This window comes from Glycomyces lechevalierae (assembly GCF_027622945.1).
GTDB classification, from domain to species: domain Bacteria; phylum Actinomycetota; class Actinomycetes; order Mycobacteriales; family Micromonosporaceae; genus Glycomyces; species Glycomyces rutgersensis.
This window is the reverse complement of record NZ_JAPZVQ010000016.1, coordinates 34,965-55,948: the sequence shown is the minus strand read 5'-3', so window position 1 is coordinate 55,948 and position 20,984 is coordinate 34,965. Positions and strand designations below refer to the sequence as shown.

At 70.2% G+C, this 20,984-nt stretch carries 16 protein-coding genes and 1 tRNA gene; 8 read left to right on the top strand and 9 right to left on the bottom strand.

Annotation, left to right across the window (positions count from 1 at the left end; all coding sequences use genetic code 11):
- The first annotated feature begins 161 nt into the window (after positions 1–161).
- The gene (locus O2L01_RS20830; RefSeq protein WP_270123962.1) at positions 162–875 is read left to right on the top strand and encodes a hypothetical protein; all 714 of its coding nucleotides are present in this window, start codon (positions 162–164) and stop codon (positions 873–875) included.
- A 65-nt stretch (positions 876–940) separates the two neighbouring features.
- Here the strand turns inward: O2L01_RS20830 and O2L01_RS20825 are convergent, their stop codons facing one another.
- Complete coding sequence (locus O2L01_RS20825) at positions 941–1,633, bottom strand: exonuclease domain-containing protein (protein ID WP_270123961.1); 693 nt, start codon at positions 1,631–1,633, stop codon at positions 941–943.
- Positions 1,634–1,739: 106 nt separating this feature from the next.
- Here O2L01_RS20825 and O2L01_RS20820 point away from each other — a divergent pair, with 106 nt between their 5' ends.
- Positions 1,740–3,290, top strand: a complete 1,551-nt coding sequence (locus O2L01_RS20820; protein ID WP_270123960.1) for an alanine/glycine:cation symporter family protein — start codon at positions 1,740–1,742, stop codon at positions 3,288–3,290.
- A gap of 25 nt (positions 3,291–3,315) precedes the next feature.
- Positions 3,316–5,532, top strand: a complete 2,217-nt coding sequence (gene recD2, locus O2L01_RS20815; protein ID WP_270123959.1) for an SF1B family DNA helicase RecD2 — start codon at positions 3,316–3,318, stop codon at positions 5,530–5,532.
- 1,327 nt (positions 5,533–6,859) lie between these two features.
- Here recD2 and O2L01_RS20810 read toward each other — a convergent pair.
- Both O2L01_RS20810 and O2L01_RS20805 read right to left on the bottom strand, forming a co-directional pair.
- Entirely contained in the window at positions 6,860–7,045 is a 186-nt protein-coding gene (locus O2L01_RS20810) for a hypothetical protein (protein ID WP_270123958.1), read from the bottom strand.
- 4 nt (positions 7,046–7,049) lie between these two features.
- Entirely contained in the window at positions 7,050–7,541 is a 492-nt protein-coding gene (locus O2L01_RS20805) for a YajQ family cyclic di-GMP-binding protein (protein WP_270123957.1), read from the bottom strand.
- Positions 7,542–7,738: 197 nt separating this feature from the next.
- Here O2L01_RS20805 and O2L01_RS20800 point away from each other — a divergent pair.
- Positions 7,739–7,823: transfer RNA gene (locus O2L01_RS20800), tRNA-Tyr, on the top strand.
- A 35-nt stretch (positions 7,824–7,858) separates the two neighbouring features.
- Here the strand turns inward: O2L01_RS20800 and O2L01_RS20795 are convergent.
- The gene (locus tag O2L01_RS20795) at positions 7,859–9,058 is read right to left on the bottom strand and encodes a sensor histidine kinase (RefSeq protein WP_270123956.1); all 1,200 of its coding nucleotides are present in this window, start codon (positions 9,056–9,058) and stop codon (positions 7,859–7,861) included.
- Positions 9,059–9,281: 223 nt separating this feature from the next.
- Here O2L01_RS20795 and O2L01_RS20790 point away from each other — a divergent pair, with 223 nt between their 5' ends.
- From O2L01_RS20790 to O2L01_RS20780, 3 genes are all read left to right on the top strand, one after another.
- Positions 9,282–10,319, top strand: a complete 1,038-nt coding sequence (locus O2L01_RS20790; protein WP_270123955.1) for an ABC transporter ATP-binding protein — start codon at positions 9,282–9,284, stop codon at positions 10,317–10,319.
- Positions 10,316–12,283 carry an FtsX-like permease family protein gene (locus tag O2L01_RS20785; RefSeq protein WP_270123954.1) on the top strand — a complete coding sequence of 656 codons (1,968 nt, stop codon included), beginning with the start codon at positions 10,316–10,318 and terminating at the stop codon, positions 12,281–12,283. The genes O2L01_RS20790 and O2L01_RS20785 overlap by 4 nt, the downstream gene beginning before the upstream one ends.
- 175 nt (positions 12,284–12,458) lie before the next feature.
- Positions 12,459–13,319 (top strand): siderophore-interacting protein, encoded by an 861-nt coding sequence (locus O2L01_RS20780; RefSeq protein ID WP_270123953.1) that lies wholly within the window; start codon positions 12,459–12,461, stop codon positions 13,317–13,319.
- Positions 13,320–13,373: 54 nt separating this feature from the next.
- Here O2L01_RS20780 and O2L01_RS20775 read toward each other — a convergent pair whose 3' ends face one another.
- The 4 genes from O2L01_RS20775 to O2L01_RS20760 all read right to left on the bottom strand — a co-directional run bounded on the left by O2L01_RS20775 (position 13,374) and on the right by O2L01_RS20760 (position 18,114).
- The gene (locus O2L01_RS20775) at positions 13,374–14,489 is read right to left on the bottom strand and encodes an LCP family protein (RefSeq protein ID WP_270123952.1); all 1,116 of its coding nucleotides are present in this window, start codon (positions 14,487–14,489) and stop codon (positions 13,374–13,376) included.
- Between the two features lie 141 nt (positions 14,490–14,630).
- Positions 14,631–15,749, bottom strand: coding sequence for an LCP family protein (locus O2L01_RS20770; protein WP_270123951.1), 1,119 nt, complete (start codon positions 15,747–15,749; stop codon positions 14,631–14,633).
- A gap of 92 nt (positions 15,750–15,841) precedes the next feature.
- Entirely contained in the window at positions 15,842–16,993 is a 1,152-nt protein-coding gene (locus tag O2L01_RS20765; RefSeq protein ID WP_270123950.1) for an LCP family protein, read from the bottom strand.
- Positions 16,994–17,010: 17 nt separating this feature from the next.
- Positions 17,011–18,114, bottom strand: coding sequence for a hypothetical protein (locus O2L01_RS20760; protein WP_270123949.1), 1,104 nt, complete (start codon positions 18,112–18,114; stop codon positions 17,011–17,013).
- 232 nt (positions 18,115–18,346) lie between these two features.
- Between O2L01_RS20760 and O2L01_RS20755 the strand changes: the two genes are divergently transcribed.
- Positions 18,347–19,846, top strand: a complete 1,500-nt coding sequence (locus O2L01_RS20755) for a GGDEF domain-containing protein (protein ID WP_270123948.1) — start codon at positions 18,347–18,349, stop codon at positions 19,844–19,846.
- 16 nt (positions 19,847–19,862) lie between these two features.
- On the opposite strand, the gene O2L01_RS20750 is transcribed toward O2L01_RS20755, so the two are convergent.
- The gene (locus O2L01_RS20750) at positions 19,863–20,777 is read right to left on the bottom strand and encodes an endo alpha-1,4 polygalactosaminidase (RefSeq protein ID WP_270123947.1); all 915 of its coding nucleotides are present in this window, start codon (positions 20,775–20,777) and stop codon (positions 19,863–19,865) included.
- Positions 20,778–20,984: the final 207 nt, after the last annotated feature.

Genomic DNA, 20,984 nt, shown 5'->3' with positions numbered 1-20,984 from the left:
CTCACTAGTAGGGCCTTTTCTGTTGAGCCGCAACGAGTTCGCCCGTTGTTCGCCCTGGGGTGAGATCCAGGGCTCGCCTCGCGCCCGGCCCAGAGAAACGAGGAGTGCTCGTCGTCTACGCTGTCGTCAGCATTCCTGTCGGAACTCAGGGAGGACCAGCAGTGGTCAGGGGAATCAGCACGGCGATCACGGTGCGTCGCGCGGCCGCTATCGCGATCGCGGGGGCCGCTGCGACCGCTCTGTCCGCGTGCGGCGCCAGCCTCGGTTCGCAGACCGAGGTCAAGCAGAGCGCCATCGCCGGAGTGAACATCGACGAGGGTGACATCTCGCTGCGCGACCTCCAGGTCGAATTCCAGTCCGCCGACGGCTACGCCGCCGGTGACGACGCCGCCCTGCGGCTCTGGATCGGCAACGAGGGCAGCGAGGAGATCAGCCTCGAGAGCATCGAGACCGACGCCGGGACGATCACGTTCGTCGACCCCGTCGCCGAGGCCGAAGAGGCCATGGAGGACGCCCGCGAGACCGCGGACGAGACCCCCGCGGGCGACGCGACCACCGGCGAGTCCACCGAGGAGCCCAGCGCCGACGACGCCACCGGCGAGCCGGCCGAGGCCGACGAGCTCACCGGCGAGGAGGAGTACGCGCCCATCGTCATCGCGTCGGCCGAGTACGCCCGCCTCGACCAGGGCGTCACCTCCGGCACCTACTTCCTGATCGAGAACCTCCAGGAAGAGCTGGTCTCCGGCGACACGATCGACGTGGTCTTCCACTTCTCGGACGGCACCGAGATCCCGGCGAGCCTCCCGGTCGGCCAGGCCCTCGAGCCCGACGAGCGCGAGTACTACGAGCCCGAGGAAGCGGCCGAAGGCCACTAGCCCTCAGCACGGACGTTCGAGCGAGGCCCCGATCCGAATGGATCGGGGCCTCGCTTCGTCTTCGGCTACCGCTGGAGCGGCCAGCGTCGCTCCACGGCCTCCTCGCGGCCCTTGCGGCGGAAGTACGCCTCCAGGCTCGCCGCGTCCTCGGCGTGCCACAGCACCTGCGCCGCATGGAGGTCCAGCGGCGTGAGGTCCCCGACCTCCGGGTACATCGCGCCGATCGCGCGCGCCAGGCCCACGGTCGCGATCGCGTCCCCCGCCGCCGAGTGCGCTTCCGAATGCGGCACACCGTAATGCGCGGCCGTCACGCCCAAGGTCCGCTTGCCGCGGCGGTACCGGTCCACGCGCTTGTCGAGCACCGACGGGTCCACGATCGCCATCCGCGTCCAGTCCGGCTGCTCGATGCCGTGCCGCTCCAGCTCGAACGCCAGGAGCGTGCAGTCGAACCCGGCCCGGAACGCCACCACCGGCACGCCGGCCTCCACGGCGCCGCGCAGCGCCTCGGCGACCTCGGCGAGGGCCGCGGCCGGGGCGAGCCCCTCGGCCTGCACCTGCGCGTCCGTGATCCCGTGGACCCGCGTGGCGCCCGGGGGGATCGGCACGCCGGGGTCGATCAGCCACGTGCGCGCCGTCTCGACACCGGGCTGCGGGCCGCTGACCAACGCCGCCTGGACGATCCGGTCGCGGTCCACCGCGACGCCCGTCGTCTCGGTGTCGAAGCCCAGGAGGGGCCCTTCAAACCATCGTTCGCTCATGGCCACACCGTACCGGGAGGGTCCGACATTCCCCTATATGCTCTGCGGGCGCGGGATCACCCCGACTTAAGGCGCATACCTCCCTTGAAAGGAGCATGTGGACTTCATGGACTTCCTCGACCCGATAACGGATGCCATCCAGTCCTGGGCGGACGGCCTGAACGAGGAGTACGGGGCCGCCGTCGCGTCCGTCGGCGCGGTGGTCTGGGGACCCCTGCTGGTCTTCACCCTCTTCGGCGTGGGCCTGATCTTCACGATCCAGCTCAAGGGCATCCAGTTCCGGCGCCTCGGCTACGCCCTCTGGCTGGCCCTGTTCAAGCGCAACGAGAACAACGGCTCCGAGGGCGACCTGAGCCACTACCAGGCGCTGTCGGTCGCGCTCGCGGCCACTGTGGGCGTCGGCAACATCGGCGGCGTGGGCGCGGCGATCGCCATCGGCGGACCGGGCGCGCTGTTCTGGATGTGGGTGACCGGCTTCCTCGGCATGGCCACCAAGTACTCCGAAGCGCTCCTGGGCGTCAAGTTCCGGACGACGAACAAGAACGGCGACCAGTCCGGCGGCCCGCAGCGGTACCTCTCGGACGGCATCCCCGGCCCGATCGGGAAGCTCCTCGCGTTCCTGTTCGCCCTGTTCGGCGTCATCGCGAGCTTCGGCATCGGCAACGCGGTCCAGTCCGGGAACGTCACGAGCGCGATCGACGCGCAGCTGCCCGCGGGCTCCTGGTGGACCCCGCAGCTGACGGGCTTGGTCATCCTCGTGCTCGTGGGCGTGACGATCCTCGGCGGCATCAAGTGGATCGGGCAGGTCTCGGCCGCGCTGGTGCCGTTCATGATCGTGTTCTACGTGCTCGGCGCGCTCGCGGTGCTGGCGTTCAACTGGGACGTGCTCGGCCAGGCGCTTGTGACGATCTTCCAGCAGGCGTTCACCGGCGGCGCGGCCGTCGGCGGGTTCACCGGGTCGGCGATCATGCTGACGATCCAGATCGGCTTCGCGCGCGGCGTCTTCTCGAACGAGTCCGGCCTCGGCACGGGCGGTTTCGCGGCCGCGGCGGCGAAGACGGACCAGCCGGTCCGGCAGGCCATGGTGTCGATGACGCAGACGTTCATCGACACGATCATCGTGGTCACCATGACGGGCCTGGTCATCGTCGTCACCGGCGTGCTCGGCACTGTGGACGAGAACGGCGAACTCGTCACCTCCTCGGCGCTGACGCGACTCGCGTTCGAAGAGGGCCTCGGCGGCGCGGGCACGACGGGCGGCGCGATCGGCGGCTTCATCGTCGCGGTCGGCCTGGCCACGTTCGCGTTCTCGACGATCATCGGCTGGTCCTACTACGGCGAGAAGTGCCTCGAGCGGTACACGGGCCGGGCGCTGATCATGCCCTACCGGATCGTGTACGTAATGGTCTCCTACCTCGGCGCGGTCACCAGCCTCGACCTGCTGTGGGGGCTCTCGGACATCGCGAACGGGCTCATGGCCCTCCCGAACCTCATCGGCCTGATGATGCTGACGCCGCTGGTGTACCGCGAGACCCAGGCGTTCTTCGCACGGCCCGACTGGAGGCTCCTGCCCACGGACGCGGTCGAGGGCGCCACGGACGAGCCGCCGGTGGCCACGCACAAGCTCGTACTGGCCGCCGAACCCGACAAGGAGTGACACACCTGCCGTCTACCGTTGTGCCATGGCGGAACCCCGAACCGGCGGCACTGGGCTAGAGGCGGTGCTCGAGCGCGTCACCTACGCCAACGAGGAGACCGGGTACACCATCGCCCGCGCCAGCCCGGCGCGCGGCGGCGGCGACCTCGTCACGATCGTCGGCCCGCTCCTGGGTGCGCAGGTCGGCGAGTCGCTCTCGCTGACGGGCCGCTGGTCGAGCCACCCGAAATACGGCCGCCAGTTCGAGGTGTGGTCCTACCGGACCGTGCTCCCGGCGACGGTGCAGGGGATCGAGCGGTATCTCGGGTCCGGCCTCATCAAAGGGGTCGGGCCCAAGACCGCCGAGAAGATCGTGGCGCACTTCGGCGTCGCGACCCTCGACGTCATCGACGCGGACGCCGGGCGCCTCATCGAAGTCCCCGGCCTCGGCCCCAAGCGCACCAAGGCGATCGCGGCCGCCTGGGACGAACAGCGGGCGATCAAGGAGGTCATGGTCTTCCTCCAGTCCGTGGAGGTCTCCACCTCCCTCGCGGTGCGCGTCTACAAGCAGTACGGGGACGCCGCGATCGGCGTGGTCAAGAACGAGCCGTACCGCCTCGCGAACGAGGTGTGGGGCATCGGGTTCAAGACCGCCGACTCGATCGCCCGCGCGGTCGGCATCCCCCACGACGCCCCCGAGCGCGTCAAAGCGGCCCTCCAGTACACGCTCTCGCAGGCGTCCGACGCCGGCCACTGCTTCCTGCCCGCCCCGAACCTCGTGGCCGACACCGTGGCACTCCTGGGCCTCGAACCGGGGCCCGTCGCCAAGGCCCTCGACGAACTGGCGGCCGAAGGCGAGCACGTGATCGCCGACGAGGTGCCCGCCAAGGACTCCACGGTCCCCGCCCGCTACCTCGCCCCGTTCTTCCACGCCGAACGCGGCCTCGCCGCCGGGCTCACCGCGCTCCTGCGCACCAGCGAGGACCGGCTCCCGGCGTTCGCGGACGTCGACTGGGACAAGGCCTTCGCGTGGCTGGCCCGGCGCACCGAAGCCGAACTCGCGCCCGAGCAGGCCGAGGCCGTGCGCCTCGCGCTCACCGAGAAGGTGGCGGTCCTGACCGGCGGTCCGGGCTGCGGGAAGAGCTTCACGGTGTCTTCGATCGTGGCGCTGGCGAAGGCCAAGGGCGCCAAGGTGATGCTCGCGGCCCCCACGGGCCGCGCCGCGAAACGCCTCGCCGAGCTCACCGGCTTCGAGGCCCGCACGCTGCACCGGATGCTCGAGCTGCGGCCCGGCGGCGACGCCGCGTACGACCGCGAGAACCCGCTTGATGTGGACCTCCTCGTCGTCGACGAGTCCTCGATGCTGGACACGATCCTGGCGAACAAGCTCGTGAAGGCCATTCCGCCGGGCGCGCACCTGCTGCTGGTGGGCGACGTCGACCAGCTGCCGAGCGTCGGCGCCGGCGAGGTCCTCCGCGATCTCCTCGCCGCGCCGGCGATCCCGCGCGTGCGCCTCACCCGGATCTTCCGCCAGGCCGCCGAGTCGGGCGTGGTCGCCAACGCGCACAAGGTGAACCAGGGGCAGATGCCCGAGCTGGACGGCTACCCGGACTTCTTCTGGTTCGCGTGCGACGACAACGAGCAGGTCGCCGACCGGGTCGTCGAGATCGTCGCCCACCGCATCCCCAAGCGGTTCGGGATCCACCCCGTGCGGGACGTCCAGGTCCTCGCCCCGATGCACCGGGGCGGCCCCGGCGCCGGGAACCTCAATGCGCGACTCCAGGAGGCGCTGACGCCCGCGAAAGAGGGCCTGCCCGAGCGCCGCCACGGCGGCCGCGTCTTCCGCTTGGGCGACAAGGTGATCCAGATCCGCAACAACTACACGAAGGGCAAGGCGGGGGTCTTCAACGGCACTGTGGGGCTTGTGCAGGCCATCGACGCGGTCGCGCAGACCATGACCGTGCGGACGGATGAGGACGAGGACGTGGAGTACGAGTTCGCCGAACTGGACGAGCTCGTGCACGCCTATGCGATCACCGTGCACCGCTCGCAGGGTTCGGAGTACCCCGCCGTCGTCATCCCGGTGACCACGAGCGCCTGGACCATGTTGCAGCGCAACCTGATCTATACCGCGATCACCCGCGCGAAGCGCCTCGTGGTCCTGGTCGGCTCGAAGCAGGCCCTGGCGGTCGCCGTGCGGACCAAGGGCACAGGGAAGCGGCATACGGGGCTGACGCATCGCCTGGGCGGCAGCAGCAGCTAGGTCGGATTGCGGCTTGGAGGTGGCTGTGGGTTGGGGTTAACCCTGGCAGCGACGGAGGGGTGGGATCGGGGTCCTATTTCGAGTGGCGGGCGTGGTGGTGATCGGGGTTCGGGCGGGCGGCGATGGTGGGGTGTGGTGGGGGTGGGTTGTTTCCTTGGGGTGCAGTGGGGTTGGGGCGAATGTGAGGGTCTTGTACCCCTGTGGGTGATGACAGCCGGGTGCTGTGCGAGGGATGATTGATGTACGCACAGGGATACGGAAAACGTACAGGTGGCGACTAGGTGCAAGCAGACTACGCCAAGCCTCTGGCCGAAACCCAAACCGGATGATTTTCCCGAGCCTCGTCAGCTCAGTCTCTTCGTGCTATCGGGTTCCACAGCGGACCACGGCCCCTGCGAAAGGGGGGCGTGCTGGGTGGGAGATCGTTGGTCGGGATCACCTCGGCCGCGGCAGTGCTCTGAACGAGGCACACACTGGTAAGACCGCCAGCATGATCGGTGATGCCGGCCGGGCAATAGAGGACCTGGTCTCCCCATCGCTGCCATGCGAGGCAAACAATCCTTCCCGCGCTCGCATCAGCTTGGTGCGCGCGGGAAGCAGCACCACACCCTCTGGGCGTCACAGTGCGCTTGGGAGGCACGGGCCTCCTGGATGGGTCATCGCACGGCAGGGACGGGAGTGTGCCCAGGAGCTGATGCGGTAACCCGGGAGAACCGGATCGGTTGCCGCAGCGGCAGACACGGGACGGCAGTGTGCCCGGGCTGGTGCGAGGTAAGGCCGGGAAGCGGAAAGGCTTCCCGGGTAAGACGCCAGATGCAAGACCGCGAGCGAAGCTGAGGAAGGAGGCGGCAGGACATGACGACACTCGACCATGCGCGGTACAGGCCGCACCTGCGTGCGGTGCTCTGGTGTTGCCCGCTCGATCTCGGCACCGAGCTGCGGGTTCGGCCCGACTGCGCCGTGGGCCGTCTCGGGCTGGCCGTTGATGAGCGGTGGATCCAGGGCCCGCCCCGCACCGGCGACCGGCCGGCCACGGCGTCAGCGCCCGGGATCAGCTCCCGCCGCTCCGTCGCTGAGGGGTTGAAGTCGGCCCCGACGCTGGCCTGGCCGCGGCAGTCGGGCCTCAGGTCGGCTCCCGCCGATTCCGTCGCTGATCGGTTGAAGCCGTTCCCAACAGGGACCCGGGTTCGGTTATCGGGCCTCGGGCCGCTATCCCGCTCCTCCGTCGTTGATTGGGAGAACGGTGACCGGACACCAAGGATCGCGGCCGAAGAGCGGCGCGGGATCGGTGACGCCAGGGTCGAGGCCCAGTCAGGCGCTTCTGGCGCTAATCCTCTTCCGCGGTGACGGGCCGGATCGGCTTCTCGCCTTTTGCGGTCGGGTAGATCACCCAGTGCTCGGACTTCTCGTCCTTCTTGTAGCTGCGCTGCGTGATCGTCACCATGAGCGCGACGAGGCCCCCGCCCACCACGAAGAGGGCGAGGACCATGACGTTGATCAGGGAGACGTCCACGGCACTAGCGGTAGTTCGTGAACTGGAGGGCGACCTCGAGGTCCTTGCCCTTGAGGAGGGCGATGACCTCTTGCAGATCATCGCGCTTCTTGCCGGTCACGCGGAGCTTGTCGCCCTGGACCTGGGGCTTGACGCCCTTGGGGCCCTCTTCGCGGATGATCTTGCCGATCTTCTTCGCGTCCTCGGTCGAGATGCCCTGCTTGAAGGTCACGTCGATCTTGGTCTCCTTGCCCGACTGGCGCGGCTCGCCCGCGTCCAGGGCCTTCAGGGAGATCCCGCGCTTGATCAGCTTCTCCTTGAGCACCTCGAGGGCCGCCTTCACGCGGTCCTCGGTCTCGGCCGTCAGGAGGGCCGCCTCGTCGCCGGAGCGCTCGACGCTCGCGCCGGTGCCCCGGAAGTCGAACCGGGTCGCCAGCTCGCGCTGGGCCTGGTTGATCGCGTTGTCGAGTTCGGCCAGGTCGATCTCGGAGACGATGTCGAACGAGGCGTCAGCCATGGCAGTCCGGTCCTTCCTTGCGGTTTCAAGGCTCAGCGGGGGTGGCGCGAGGGGCGCGACCGCCAAGCTTAGTCCTGTCCCACCGGCCCGGGCGGGCGCATTGCGGCCCGGCCGCAGTGAACGCCGTCTCAACTGGGGATAACCCGCTTGCGCGACCCGTTGGAGGGGAGGTTATTCTTGCTCTCGCTACAAGCCACGGCAGGTTACCCAAGTGGCCAAAGGGAGCTGACTGTAAATCAGCCGTCATCGACTTCGCAGGTTCGAATCCTGCACCTGCCACCAAGAGGCCCCGACCGCCAGGTCGGGGCCTTTCCCGTTCACCGCGCCTCGGGCGCCGCGCGCGGCAGCCAGGCCGCCGTCTCCCAGCCGCCTTCGGGCCTCGTCTGGGCCCTGAGCTGGCCTCCGACCGCTTCGATGCGTTCGCCGAGGCCCAGGAGGCCCATGCCGGCGCCGGACTCCGCGAGCCTGCCGCGCGCGGCCCGGCCGTCGTCGCGGACCGAGACTTCGAGGCCGTTGCCGCTCGCGGCCGCCACGACCACGCGGACCCGGGTCGCGCCGCGGGCGTGCTTGCGCACGTTCGTCAGGGCCTCGCGCACGATCCGGTGCGCCGTCGCGGCGATCTCGGGTGCGACCGAGCTCCCGGCGAGTTCGGGGGAGATGAAGCAGGTCGCGTCCGTGCCCTCGCGGTTGAACCGCTCCACGAGGTCCTCGATCTGGGCGAGGTCCCCGAGCGGGTTGGTGCCCGCGCCGCCGTCGTCGTTGCGGAGCATCTTCACCATGCGCCGCATGGACGTCAAGGCGGCGAGCCCGGCCTCCTCGATGTCGGCGAACGCCTGCTTCGGGTCCGTGTTCGTCACCTGCGCGGCCTGCGCGAGGACCACCATGCCGGTGACGTGGTGCGCCACGAAGTCGTGCATCTCGCGGGCGAGCTCGAGCCGCTCGGCCTGGCGGACCTCCTCCTGCGTCTCGCGCCGCAGCCGGTCGAGGCTGCGCAGGTAGGCGCCGAAGCCGATCATGGTCATCATCGCCATGAAGATCATGACGGAGCCGCCGATCGCGGCGGACGCGAAATCCTGGGCGAACACGCGGAACCCGATGAGCATCACCGCCGCGCCGTTCGCGAACGCGACCCAGCGGCCGGGCGAGGCGTCCCAGTGCCGCACCGAGAAGAGCATGAGCAGGCCCAGCGCGAGCAGTTCGGCGGTGCCGACACCGCGCACGCCCTGTTCGTAGAGCATGTCGAACCCGGTCGTCACGAGGGACGCGATCGACGCGGCCGCGATCCAGCGCTTGCGCCCGGGCCGGTAGAAGACGTACACGCCGATCACGAACAGCGAGACCGCGAGCTGCACCCACGAGACCCAGGAGACGATCGGCGGCCGCTCGCCGGGCGTGCTCGACAGCACCTCGGAGGCGAGGGTCAGCAGCAGGGTCCCGATGATCGCGATCTTGAGCAGCAGCATCAGCGTCCGGTTGACCCGGTTGGGCAGCGCGCGCGACGCGGGCGTGGTCGTCATGCCACGACCGTAACCGGGAATCCGGGCCCCTCGGTCGAACGGCCGACCCGGGCCGCCCGAAACCGGCCGCCGAGCCGAAGTGGCAGAGGCGGGCTGCGGGACAAGCTGTTCTCATGAATGAATTCCTGGAGATCAGCATGGTCGTGAGCCTGGTGCTCACCCTCGCGTTCCTCATCGCGGGCACCGCCCTCCCGTTCCTCCCGCAGGAGAGGAAGGTCCGCCGATGAGGCCCCCGATGCTCACCGCCCGCGCCCTCGCCAAGCGCTTCGGCACCGCCCCCGCCCTGGACGGCGTGGACTTCAAGGTCGGCCCCGGCGAGTCCGTGGCCGTGACCGGGCCCAGCGGTTCCGGCAAGTCGACGCTGCTGCACTGCCTGGCCGGGATCATGCGCCCCGACTCGGGGGAGGTGCGCCTGTTCGACGAGCGCATCGACACGCTCTCCGAGCGCCAGCGCAGCCACTTGCGGCGCACCAGGTTCGCGTTCCTGTTCCAGTTCGGGCAGTTGCTGCCGGAGCTGCCGGCGGACGAGAACGTGGCGCTGCCGTTGATGCTGGGCGGGATGGCGCGCAAGACCGCGCTCGAACCGGCGCGGGCCGAGTTGCGGCGTCTCGGCTTGGAGGGCAAGGAGGACCGACGTCCCGGCGAGCTGTCCGGCGGCGAGGCCCAGCGGGTCGCGCTCGCTCGGGCACTCGTGGTCCGCCCGGCGGTGGTGTTCGCGGACGAGCCGACGGGGGCGCTCGACCGTGCGACGGGCGACCAGGTCATGGGGGTCCTGCTGGACACCGTGCGGGAGCTCGACGCGGCGCTCGTGGTGGTCACGCACGATCCGCGGATCGCCGCGCGCTGCACCCGGACGATCGAGATCCGGGACGGGCGGTTGAGCGGCACGCCGCGGACCGGGGACGGTTCGGAGCGGTTCGACGGGTTCGGGGACGAGCCGGTCGCCGCCGGGCTGCGGGCCGGTTCGGCCCCGCAGGGCGCGAGCGCGCTCCCGGTGCGGGACGCGGGTTCGGCTGCGGCGCAAGGGGCTCCGGTGGCGTTCGCGGCGGGTTCGGTCGCGGCCGGGACGGGTGGGGCCGCCGCATCGAACGCGGGCGCGCCGCCGGTCGGGGACGCGGGGTCGGTCGCGCCGACCGCGCGCATGGCGGGTCGGGACTTCCAGTCGGGATCGGTCGGCCGCGGGGGCGACGCGTTCGCCGCCGGCGCTGCGCGGACCGGGCCCGACTTCGGTCCCGAACCGGTCGTGGAGGTGTGGCGATGACCGAGCTGGCCTGGCGGCTCACCCGCCTCGGGGGCCGCAGCGCCCTGCTGAGCACCGGTTTGACGGCGCTCGCGGTCGCGGTGGCGACGCTGCTGCTGCAGTTCGCGGTGGCCGGGAACTTCGCGTTCGCCGAGCGCGCCGACCGCACCGACTGGCGCGATCCGGCCGAGGCGGGCGCGTCCGCGGAGGCGGTGATCGCGACGGCCGCCGACCATTTCGGCGGCGACTCGGTCAACCGCGTGGACCTCGCGGCCCTGGGCGACGACGCGCCGGTGCCGCCCGGCATGGACGCCTTCCCGCAGCCCGGCGAGGTCTGGCTGTCCCCGGCCGCCGCCGATCTGCTCGAAGGCGTCCCGGCATCGGACTTCCTCGCCCGCTACGGGGACGTGCACGTCGCCGGTGAGCTCGGCCCGGAAGCGCTGGCGCACCCGAACGAGCTTGTTGCGGTCGTGGGCCGCGACGCCGCCGATCCGGTGATGACGGCGGAGCGGACGAGCGCGGACGGCGTGTCCCCCAGAGGGATCGACTCGTTCGCGGTGGGGAACGCGGACGCGGTCTACGGCTTCTACATGATCCTCATGGTCCTGGCCGCGATCCTGATGGCCGTGCCCGCCGCGGTCTTCGGGGCGGCGGCCGCGCGGCTCACTGTCGCCCGCCGGGACGAACGCCTCGCCACGCTGCGGCTCATCGGCGCGACGCCGGGCCAGGTCATGCGCCTGACGCTGATCGAGACGACGCTGGCGGCCGTGGCGGGCGCCGTCGTCGGGACCGTCGCGTGGATGGCGGTGACGCCGCTGGTCGCGCTCATCCCGATCGACGGCGGCCGCTGGTACGTGAGCGACCTGTGGGCGGGCGCGCCGTGGATGCTCGCGGTGGCGGTCGCGGTGCCGGTCCTGGTGGCCGTCTCGGCGCTCGTGGGCCTGCGGAGCGTCGTGATCTCCCCGCTGGGGGTGGCGCGGCGGGTGAAGACGAAGGGGCTCAAGGCGATCCGTCTGGTCGTGTTCGCGGTGCTGGCGGTGGCGTTCATGGTCGGCTCGAACATGGTGGGCGGCGACATGATCGCGGTGGCGATCCTCATCGGCCTGTTCGCGGGGACGCTCGCGGCGGTGAACCTGGTGGGGCCGTGGATAGTCCAGAAGCTCGGGCGGCTCCTGGCGCGGACCGCGCGGGGCCCGGAGCGGCTGCTGGCGGCCCGGCGGCTCGCGGACGACCCGAAGGCCGCGTGGCGCGCGGTCGCCGGGGTGGCGATCGCGGGGTTCGTGGCCGGTTCGGTGGCGATGTTCCCGATGCTGCAGACGGACACGAGCGCGCAGGGCACCGAGTCGATCGCGGCGTCGGTCCCCGCGGACGAGGCCGACGCGCTCGCGGCGGACCTCGGCGAGCGGCTCGGCGACAGCGCGGAGGTCGCGGTCGTGGACTCGAGCGGCTACCTGACGGCCGGGGACGGCCGGGCGGTGATCGAGGCGACGACGACGGGCGCGGAGCTCGAGGCGGTGCGCAGCACGATGACGGCGGCCCTCCCGGGGGACCCGCCGGAGCGGGAGGTCGATTCGAGCATCATGTCGAACCGGCTCGTCGGCTCCGTCCGCACCGGCGTCACCGTGGTGCTCGCGGTCGTGTTCGCGACGGCGGCGGTCTCGGCGGCGATCAGCGCGATCGGCTCCGTGCTCGACCGGCGGCAGGCCTACCGGCTGCTACATCTCGCGGGCACCGAGCAGCGGGTCCTCGACCGGGCCCGCCGCCAGGAGACGCTGCTGCCGCTCGCGATCATCGGCGGCGCGTCGATCGCGACGGGGATGGTCCTCACGGCGCCGGTGATCGGCGCGATGGGGTTCGACGCGAGCGGCGCGCTGATCCTGGGCGCCACGGTGGCCGCGGGGGTGGCGGCCGTGATCGCCGCCGGGGCCCTGTCGCGGCCGCTGCTGCGCTCGGTGATGCGGGACGTGAGCCCGCGCCCGGATTAGCCCGAAAAGCGCCGGGGCCGTCACGCTGGGGGTGTGGCGGCCCCGGTCCGTGTCCGATCCCACTGGCGGCGCCGAGTTTCCGGGTGTGATAGTTAGGGAAACCTAAGCTGCCCGAGGTCGCAGGACGCCCCGCGGCGTCCGTGCGCGTCGCGGGCCGGAGACGGGAGGAGTCGACATGGCTGAAGGCCGAGGACGCCGGGCCCCCAGGGTCACCACCGCCGAGGTGCTGCGCACCGAGCGGGTCACCCCGCACATGATCCGCGTCGTGCTCGGCGGCGAAGGCCTCGCCGACTTCGACTGCGGGGAGTGCACCGACCACTACCTGAAGCTCCAGTTCCCCGCTCCGGGCGTCGAGTACCCCGAGCCCTTCGACCTGGCCCGCATCCGCGAGGAGTTTCCGCGCGAGCAGTGGCCGGTCACCCGCACGTACACGGTCCGCAAGTGGGACAAGGCCGCCCGTGAGATCTCGATCGACTTCGTCTACCACGGCGACGAGGGCGTCGCCGGACCTTGGGCCGCGAACGTGCAGCCCGGCGAGCTCGTGCGCTTCGCCGGCCCCGGCGGCGCCTACGCGCCCGCCCACGACGCCGACTGGCACCTCCTGGCGGGCGACGAGAGCGCCCTCCCGGCGATCTCGGCCGCCGTCGAGCGCCTCGCTCCCGGCGCGCGGGCCCACGTCTTCCTCGAAGTCGAAGGGCCCGAGGAGGAGCAGCAGTTCAAGTCCGCCGCGGACCTCACCGTGAGCTGGATCCACCGCGGCGGCGCCCGCATCGGCGAACGCCTCGTGGCGGCCGTGCGCGGCTTCGACTTCCCCGCCGGCGACGTGCACGCCTTCGTGCACGGCGAGGCCGGTTTCGTCCGCGACCTGCGCCGCCTCCTGCGCTTCGAGCACGAGGTCCCGAAGGAGCGCCTGTCGATCTCCGGCTACTGGCGCGTCGGCCACGACGAGGACGGCTGGCAGTCGAGCAAGACGGAGTGGCGCAAGGTCGACGAAGAGGACGAGGCCAAGGCGCAGGCCGGGCTCGCCCCAAGCTGAGAGACGCCAGCGAAAGGGGCCGTGCACCAGCGCGGCCCCTGTTCTCGTTCCCGTCTAACCGGTCGTCTCGCCCTCGGCCGGCGTCTCGGTCGACGTGGCAGTCGTACTGCCCGGGGTCTTGACCCACTGCGGGTACTGGGTCTTCCACTGGTCGAGCGTGTCGTTCTGGAGCGCGTCCCACAGCGCGTCGGCCGCCTCCTGCTCGGCCCCCTCGTGCGTGAGCACGATGTCGACCGGCACCCCGCCCAGCGTGGTCGCGTCCGGCGTCGACGGCACCTGCACGCTCGTGATGCCCTCGGGGTCGATGTCGCGCAGGTTCACCGCCAGGTCGGTGATGCTCCACTCCTCGGGCTTGTCGATCGTCAGGGAGTCGCCGAAGCCGTCGAGGATCTCGGTCAGCTTGCCCGGGTCGGTGAGGAAGCCCTTCGCCTTGAACTCCTTGAGGAGCGACTTGATGGCCTGCTGCTGCATGGCCTGGCGCCCGTAGTCGCCGCCGCGGCCCTCTTCCCAGTCCGAGTCGTAGTTCCACCCGTACCGCTGGCGGATCAGGTCGAGCGACTCGTCCTTGTCGTACATCGCGCAGCCCTCGGGGAAGACCCGCTTGTCGCCGTGGATCGACGTGATCTCGTGCCACGGGCACAGCTCGATCTCGCCGACCATGTCGACGAGCCCGAGGAAGCCCTCGAAGTCCACGGTCGCGCCCATGTGGAACTCGACGCCCGTCAGGTCGAAGATCGTCTGCACCACGTTGGGGCGGGTCACCTCCCAGTCGTCGCTGATCGACGCCGAGTGGTTGATCTTGTTCTCGCACGGGTTGTTGTCGTACCCGGGCCCGCAGTCGGGGATCTCGACCCACAGGTCGCGGGGGAGGGACACCATCGTCGTCTCGGTCAGGTCCTTGTTGATGTGCACCAGGATCATCGTGTCCGAGCGGGTCGAGTCGCCCTGCTTGTCCACGCCGAGGACCAGGATGTTCAGGGGCCCTTCGATCTTCTCGGCGTCGACCTCCGCCTGCGCGTCGCCGAGGATCTCCTCCTCGGGCACCGCGTCCTCCGCGGCCATCGACCCGTACTGGGCCACGCCCGCGGTCGCGCCGGCGACGACCATCGTCAGACCGCCCGCGTACATCATCACATGCGCCCACCAGGGGGCACCGCTCTTGCCGGCCATACGTCTCCAGGGGTTTCAGAAGGGGCCTGCCACTCCTGTAAACGCGCGGCGCACGGGTGAAGGTTGCGGTTCGGCCACGAGCAGTGCATACGGCGACGGAGCCGGGACCGCCCGTAGGGGGCCCGGCTCCGTCGCGCGCGGTCAGTCCGTGGTCGAGTTCGAGGTGCCCTCAGCGGTGCCGTCGGACGTCGAGTCGGTCGCGCCCTTGCCGGTCTGCTTGACCCACTGCGGGTACTGGGCGGTCCACTCGTCCATGGTGTCGTTCTGGAGCGCGTCCCACAGGGCGTCCGCCGCGATCTGCTGCTCGCCCTCGGCGATCACCTCGGAGGAGCCGACCTCGGTCTCCTGCGACGTGGCCGGGACGCGGATCGAGGTGATGTCCTCGGGGTTGATGTCGCGCAGGTTCATCGCCAGGTCGACCGCCGTCAGCCCCTGCGGCATGTCCAGGGTGAGCTTGCCCTCGAGCCCTTCGAGCACGTCGGTGAGCTTCCCGGGGTCCTTGTGGTAGCCGTCGGCCTTCAGCTCGGTGATGAGCGCCTTGATCGCCTGCTGCTGCATCGCCTGGCGCCCGTAGTCGCCCCACAGGTTGTTCTCGTAGTCCTCGGGGTCGTCCCAGGGGTAGCGCTGGCGGATGAGGTCCAGCGACTCTTCCTTGTTGTAGTAGTTGCAGCCCTCGGGGAAGACCCGCTTGTCGCCGTGGATCGACTGGATCTCGTGCCAGGGGCAGAGCTCGATCTCGCCGACCAGGTCGACGAGGTCCATGAAGCCGTTGAAGTCGACCGTGGCGCCCATGTGGAACTGGACGCCGGTGAGGTTGTAGATCGTGCTGATGACGTTCGGGCGCGTCACGCCCTCCCAGTCGTCGCTGATCGACGCGGCGTGGTTGAGCTTCTGCATGCAGGTGTTGTTGCCCCAGTCGGGGCCGCAGTCGGGGATCTCGACGTACAGGTCGCGCGGCAGCGACACCATCGAGACGTCGGTCAGGTCCTTGTTGACGTGCACCATGATCATCGTGTCGGAGCGGGTCGAGCCGCCCTGCTTGTCGACGCCGAGGACCAGGATGTTCAGGGGCCCTTCGATGTTCTCGACGTCCATCTCGGCCTGTGCGTCGCCCAGGAACTCCTCCTGCTGCAGCGCGTTGTTCGCGGTGTTCAGGCCGATCTGCATCACCGCCGCCGAGCCTCCAGCGGCGACCATCGTCAGACCGCCCGCGTACAGCATCATGTGCGCCCACCAGGGGGCGCCGCTCTTGCCAGCCATGCTCCTCCAAGCGTCGAATCAGCATTATTCACCATGCATAACGCTTTGATAAACGCGAGGGGTTCTGTTCCGGTCCGGGCGGCCGCGCGGCTTCAGTCCGAGGTCGGCTCGTCGCTCGCGGTCGCCTCGCCGGCGCCCTGGCCGCCGTCGGTCGGCGCGGCGGCGCAGTCCGGCTTCGAATCGCCGCTGAGCCATTTGTCGTTCGCGCAGGCCCACTCGTTGATGGTGTCGTTCGCGATCGCGTCCCACAGGGCCTCCGACGCGGTCTCCTCGTCGGTGCCCTCGTGGATCATCACGTACGAGGTGCCGTTCATCTCACCGTCGGAGGAGGGCGTGCCGATCGAGATGATCTCGTTCGGGTCCACGTCGCGCATCTGCGTGATCATGTCGATGAGGCTGTAGCCGCCCACGTCGAGGGTGAGCGCGTCGCCGAAGCTGTTGAGCAGGTCCACGGCCTTCGTCGGGTCGGAGGCGTAGCCCATCTCCTTGGCCCGCTCCAGGATCTTCTTGATCGCCTGCTGCTGCATCTTCTGGCGACCGAAGTCGCCCCACGTGCCGTTCTCGTAGTCCTCGGGGTCGTCCCATCCGTAGCGCTGGCGCACCAGGTCGAGGGCGTCCTCCTTGTTGTACTCCGCGCAGCCCTCGGGGTAGGTCTTCTTGTCCCCGTGGATGGACGTGATCTCGTGCCAGGGGCACAGCTCGATCGTGCCGAGCTCGTCGACCATGTCGAGGAAGCCCTCGAAGTTCGCGATCGCACCGCCGTTGAACTGGATCCCGGTCAGGTTCGTGATCGTCTCGGCCGTGTTCTGGAACGACTCGCCCCAGTCCTCGGAGTACGCGAACGCCTCCGTCAGCTTCGTCTCCGACGCCGGCACGCCCGAGGGGATCTCGACGTACAGGTCGCGCGGCAGCGAGATCATGCTGACCTGCGTGAGGTCCTCGTTGACGTGCACGATGATGTCGGCGTCCGTGCGGGCCTCGCCGCCGGCGCCCACCCGCTCGTCGGTGCCGAGCACCAGGAAGTTCAGGGGGCCGGTGATCGGCTCGCCCTCCTCGACCTCGACGCGCTGGTCGTCGAGCAGGTTCTCCTGGTTGACCGAGTCCTCGAGGACGTTGACGCTCACCTGCGCCGCGATCGCGCCGCCGCCGGAGATCACCATGACCGTGGAGCCGGTGATCACCATTGCCTTCGCCCACCAAGGCGACGTGGCCTTGGCGACGGCGTGCTTCATCGGGCTGCCCATTGCCTCTCCCGGAACAGTCAGTGGGGTGTCGCGGCGCCGGCGGGGGAGGTCGGCACGCGCTGAGCAATACACGCGCAGCTCAACTGGCGCGTTGCAATGGAGGAACCATAGAGCATGAACATCGCGTACATGCTTCCTCTACCGCCCGGTCGCCCTGGAGCGGCGGACGAAAGGGATAAAAGACTGAAATACAGTATGGCGCTCGCCACAGCCAACGTGAGGGCCGTCGCAAAAAGCAGTTTCGCGCCGCTGACCGGCCGCTCGCCCACCACCCGGCCGCTCTCGCCGTGCACCGCCACCATCCGCCGCCGCCCCCGGTGCGCGTACGACACCAGCCACACCGGCAGCAGCACCAGCCGGTACCCCAGCTCCGTGTACGCCGTCTCGATGCTCGGCACGTGCTGCTCGTCCCCGCCCACGCGCGCCCGCACATGCCGCTCGATCTTGGCCGCCATCCGGGCCTTCGCCAGCTCCAGACCCACCTCCGGCTCCAGGTCATAGCGCTGCGTCCAGCACCCGTCCAGCATCTCCGGCGTGAACGGCACCGCGTCGTCCAGCGACCAGTCCCGCAGCAGGTCCGCCAGCGCCGCCCCCTCCAGCCGCACCGTCGCCGCCACCGGCACCCGCTTGAAGGTCCGGTCCACCACGCCCGCCGCGGACGACCACCGGATCCCGCGCACGCGGCCCCCGCCGCCCTGCGCCCACTGGTAGTCCCCGCGCGCCGCCTGGTACCGCGAGTGCGTGCGCGCCCGCCACACCCAGAACGGCAGGTACGCGCCCCGGAACGACTCCGACTCGTCGATCCTGCGGAACGCCCGCGACGTGAACCAGCGCCGCCGCGCCCAGTCCCGCAGGAGCCGGCGGGCCGTGGCCCGTTCGATCCTGAACGGCACGGCCGCGTCCGGTGCGACCAGGGCCTCCGGGGTGTCGTCGGCATACCGCAGCGTCGCCTTGGGGGGCAGCGCGGTCCAGTCGGGGTCGACGAGCCGCCGGGTCGCGGGGCGGCCGTGGAGCTCCGTCCCGCACGCGTCGCAGGCGAGGACGGTGGCGCCGGGGGTCGCGGGCAGCGGCCGGCCGCAGGCGGTGCACGGCCGCACACTGTGAGGACTTCGAGGGAGCAAAGCCCACCATCCTTCCATTTCGGGCACTGCCCACACTTTATGCGGCGCGGGCCGTGGACGGAGGAAAACGGTTCGGGCGCTTGCCCATCCGAGGACGCAAGGCGAATGCGGCCACGACGTGCCCCACTGGATATATCGCCGCCGCGGTGGCAGGATAGAGCGCGTGACGCCACGGAGGGGGATCACGTCTGCGCGTGATTATGCTGATCAGTATCGGCGTCTGCGTGCCCTCATGCGGTCGGGGCAGGTCGCGGAGGCCGTCGCGGAGGCCACGTGGATCGTCTACAACTCCGACACCGTGCATCAGCGCGCGCAGGCGTGGCTGTTCATCCTGCAGGGCCAGATCAGCCAGCGCGCCACGGACAAGATCCCGGGCACCATCGACCAGGCGGGCGCGGCGGTCTCCCGCTGCCAGGACGCGCGGCTCACCGGGAAGTACCACGCGCTCGCGGCCTGGTACTACCACCACTACATCAAGGCCCTCGGTCTCACGGCGGAGCAGCTGGTGCTCTCGCGCCGCGCGCTGCAGGCGATGACGGAGGAGAGCCAGGCCGCCGTTGACGCCTGGTACGACCTGGCGGTGATCCTCTCGAACTGCGGCTACCAGCAGCAGGCGTCGCAGGCGCTCGACGAGTGCCACACGCTCGCGGAGGGCACGGGCGTCGGGCGTTCCTCTGTGGAGGGCGTGGAGGTGCGGGTGCGGGACGCGCTGCTGCGTTACTACACGGGTGACGCGCGGGCGTGCAACTACTTGCTGCTCAAGGAACTCCGGCGCGTGAAGCCGAGTCTGCACGAGTTGGACGCGCGCGAGATCGAGTGGATCCATTACGCGCTGGCGCGGGTGAGCCTGCTCGGGGTGGGCGAGAACTGGACGGTGGAGCACCTGCTGCCGGAGGAGACGTCGTCGGTGGAGGCGATGGACCTGCGGACGCTGGCGATGGCGTCGCGGCTGATCGCGCAGGCGCGGGGCCTGGAGGCGTTGGAAGTGCTGGAGGCGCGGGAAATAGGAGACGAGACGCTGGGCGTGATGGAGCCGCAGCATCTGCGTTCCCTTGCGCTGGTGGCGAAGGGCGATCACGCGGCGTCGATCCTCGCGGCGCATGCGACGACGTACGCGTTGTACAAGCAGATCAACGAGTTCCACACGATCTACCTGGATTCGGCCGGGGCCCTGGTGGACCGGGACCAGTTGCGGCGCGCCGTGGCGGGCTGGGCGGACCGGGCGAACACCGACGACCTGACGGGCCTGCCGAACCGGCGCCGCCTCGACGAGTTCCTGTCGGATGTGGACGGCGACGGGATGATCGCGGTGCTCGACCTGGACGGGTTCAAGGCCGTCAACGACACGCACGGGCACCAGGCGGGCGACGCGATCCTGCAGCGGGTCGCGGCGCTCCTGTCGAGCGTGGTGCGGACCGGGGACCTGTTGGCGCGCACCGGGGGCGACGAGTTCATCCTGGTGCTGCCGGGTGCGACGGAGTACGACGCGGACGCGGTCTCGCAGCGCATCCGGGTGGCGGTCTCGAGTGAGAACTGGGAGTACTCGGTGCCGGGCACGCCGGTCGACGTCTCGATCGGCTGGGCGCGGCTGGCGGCGGGCGGGAACCCGTCGCAGACGCTGTGGGCGGCGGATCAGGCGATGTACCAGATGAAGCGCTCGCGCAAGAACTTCTGGGAGGGGAACGGTTTACTGCCGCCCCGTCGCAGTCCCGGTCAGGGGCCGGGCTCGTAGTGCGGTCGAGACCGGCTCAGGGGCAGGGCTCGTAGATCGCGTCGAGGTCGACTCCGGCGACGGCTCCCGCGAATCCCTCCTCGGCGTAGTGCTCGCAGGCGGCGGCGGTGTTGGCCGGTTCGGAGGCGTAGTCGACGGCGAGGACGAGTTTCCCGGCGTCGCGGATCGCGCGGGTGTTGTCGAGGTTCTCGGCGCACCAGTCCTCGGTGCAGGGCTCGTCGGCGTTGAGGAAGAACAGCTCCTCGATGCCGATCCCGTCGATCGCGTCGAGGTAGCCGGGGTATTCGCGGAGCTCGGGGGAGTTCTGGACGAGGATCTGGAGGTCGTCCCCGGCGTACTCTTGCGCGCGGATCACGAGGTCGACCATCTTCTGCGCCAGTGATTCCCGGGTCTCCCCGGGGACGAGCGCGAGGTCGATCTCCTCGTAGGCGTTGGGCACGTCGAGGTAGACGCCGTCGAACCCGGCGGCGGCGGCCTGGTCGAGGCGGGGCTGCATGACGAGGTCCCACCATTCCTGGTCCCAGTACTGGACGAAGTACTCGTCGGGCCAGTCGCCCCACTGGTTGAGGATCATGTCGGTGGCGGCGACGGCGTCGTATTCGGGCCGGTAGGTCTCGATGGAGCCCATGGTGAAGTAGGCGTAGACGCTCTTGCCGGAGTTCTCGAGGGAGGTGATCTCGTCGGCGCTGAAGTAGCCTTCGCCGCCGTCGCGCGCGAGGTCGATCACGGCCGCCTCGTGGGGGGCCGCGACGAGCGCGTCGAGTTTGCCGTCGGCGTACCCGGAGAGCTGGTAGATCCAGTTCGCGGGCTGGTCGGCGGGAGCGGCGGTCGCGGTCTCGCCCGAATCCGCGTCGGTGTCCGACCCGGCCTCCTGCACGCACCCGGCGAGCAGCAGGGGCAGCACGAGCAGCACGGCGCGAAATCGTCTCATGTGCTGCAGCTTAAGCGACTCGAACCCGGCCCCGCCCGCCCGACACTGTCGGACCGGCCGCGTACCTTCGAAACCGGGGGCGCCTGCGAATGTCCGATTTGCGAAGACACGCCAAGACCCTCCGCTCACGTTTCCCGGCGCCGAGTCCTCGTCGGTGGCCCCGCGTAGATTTGAAATGGGGGGTCCCGGTCTCGGCGAAGCTTGCGA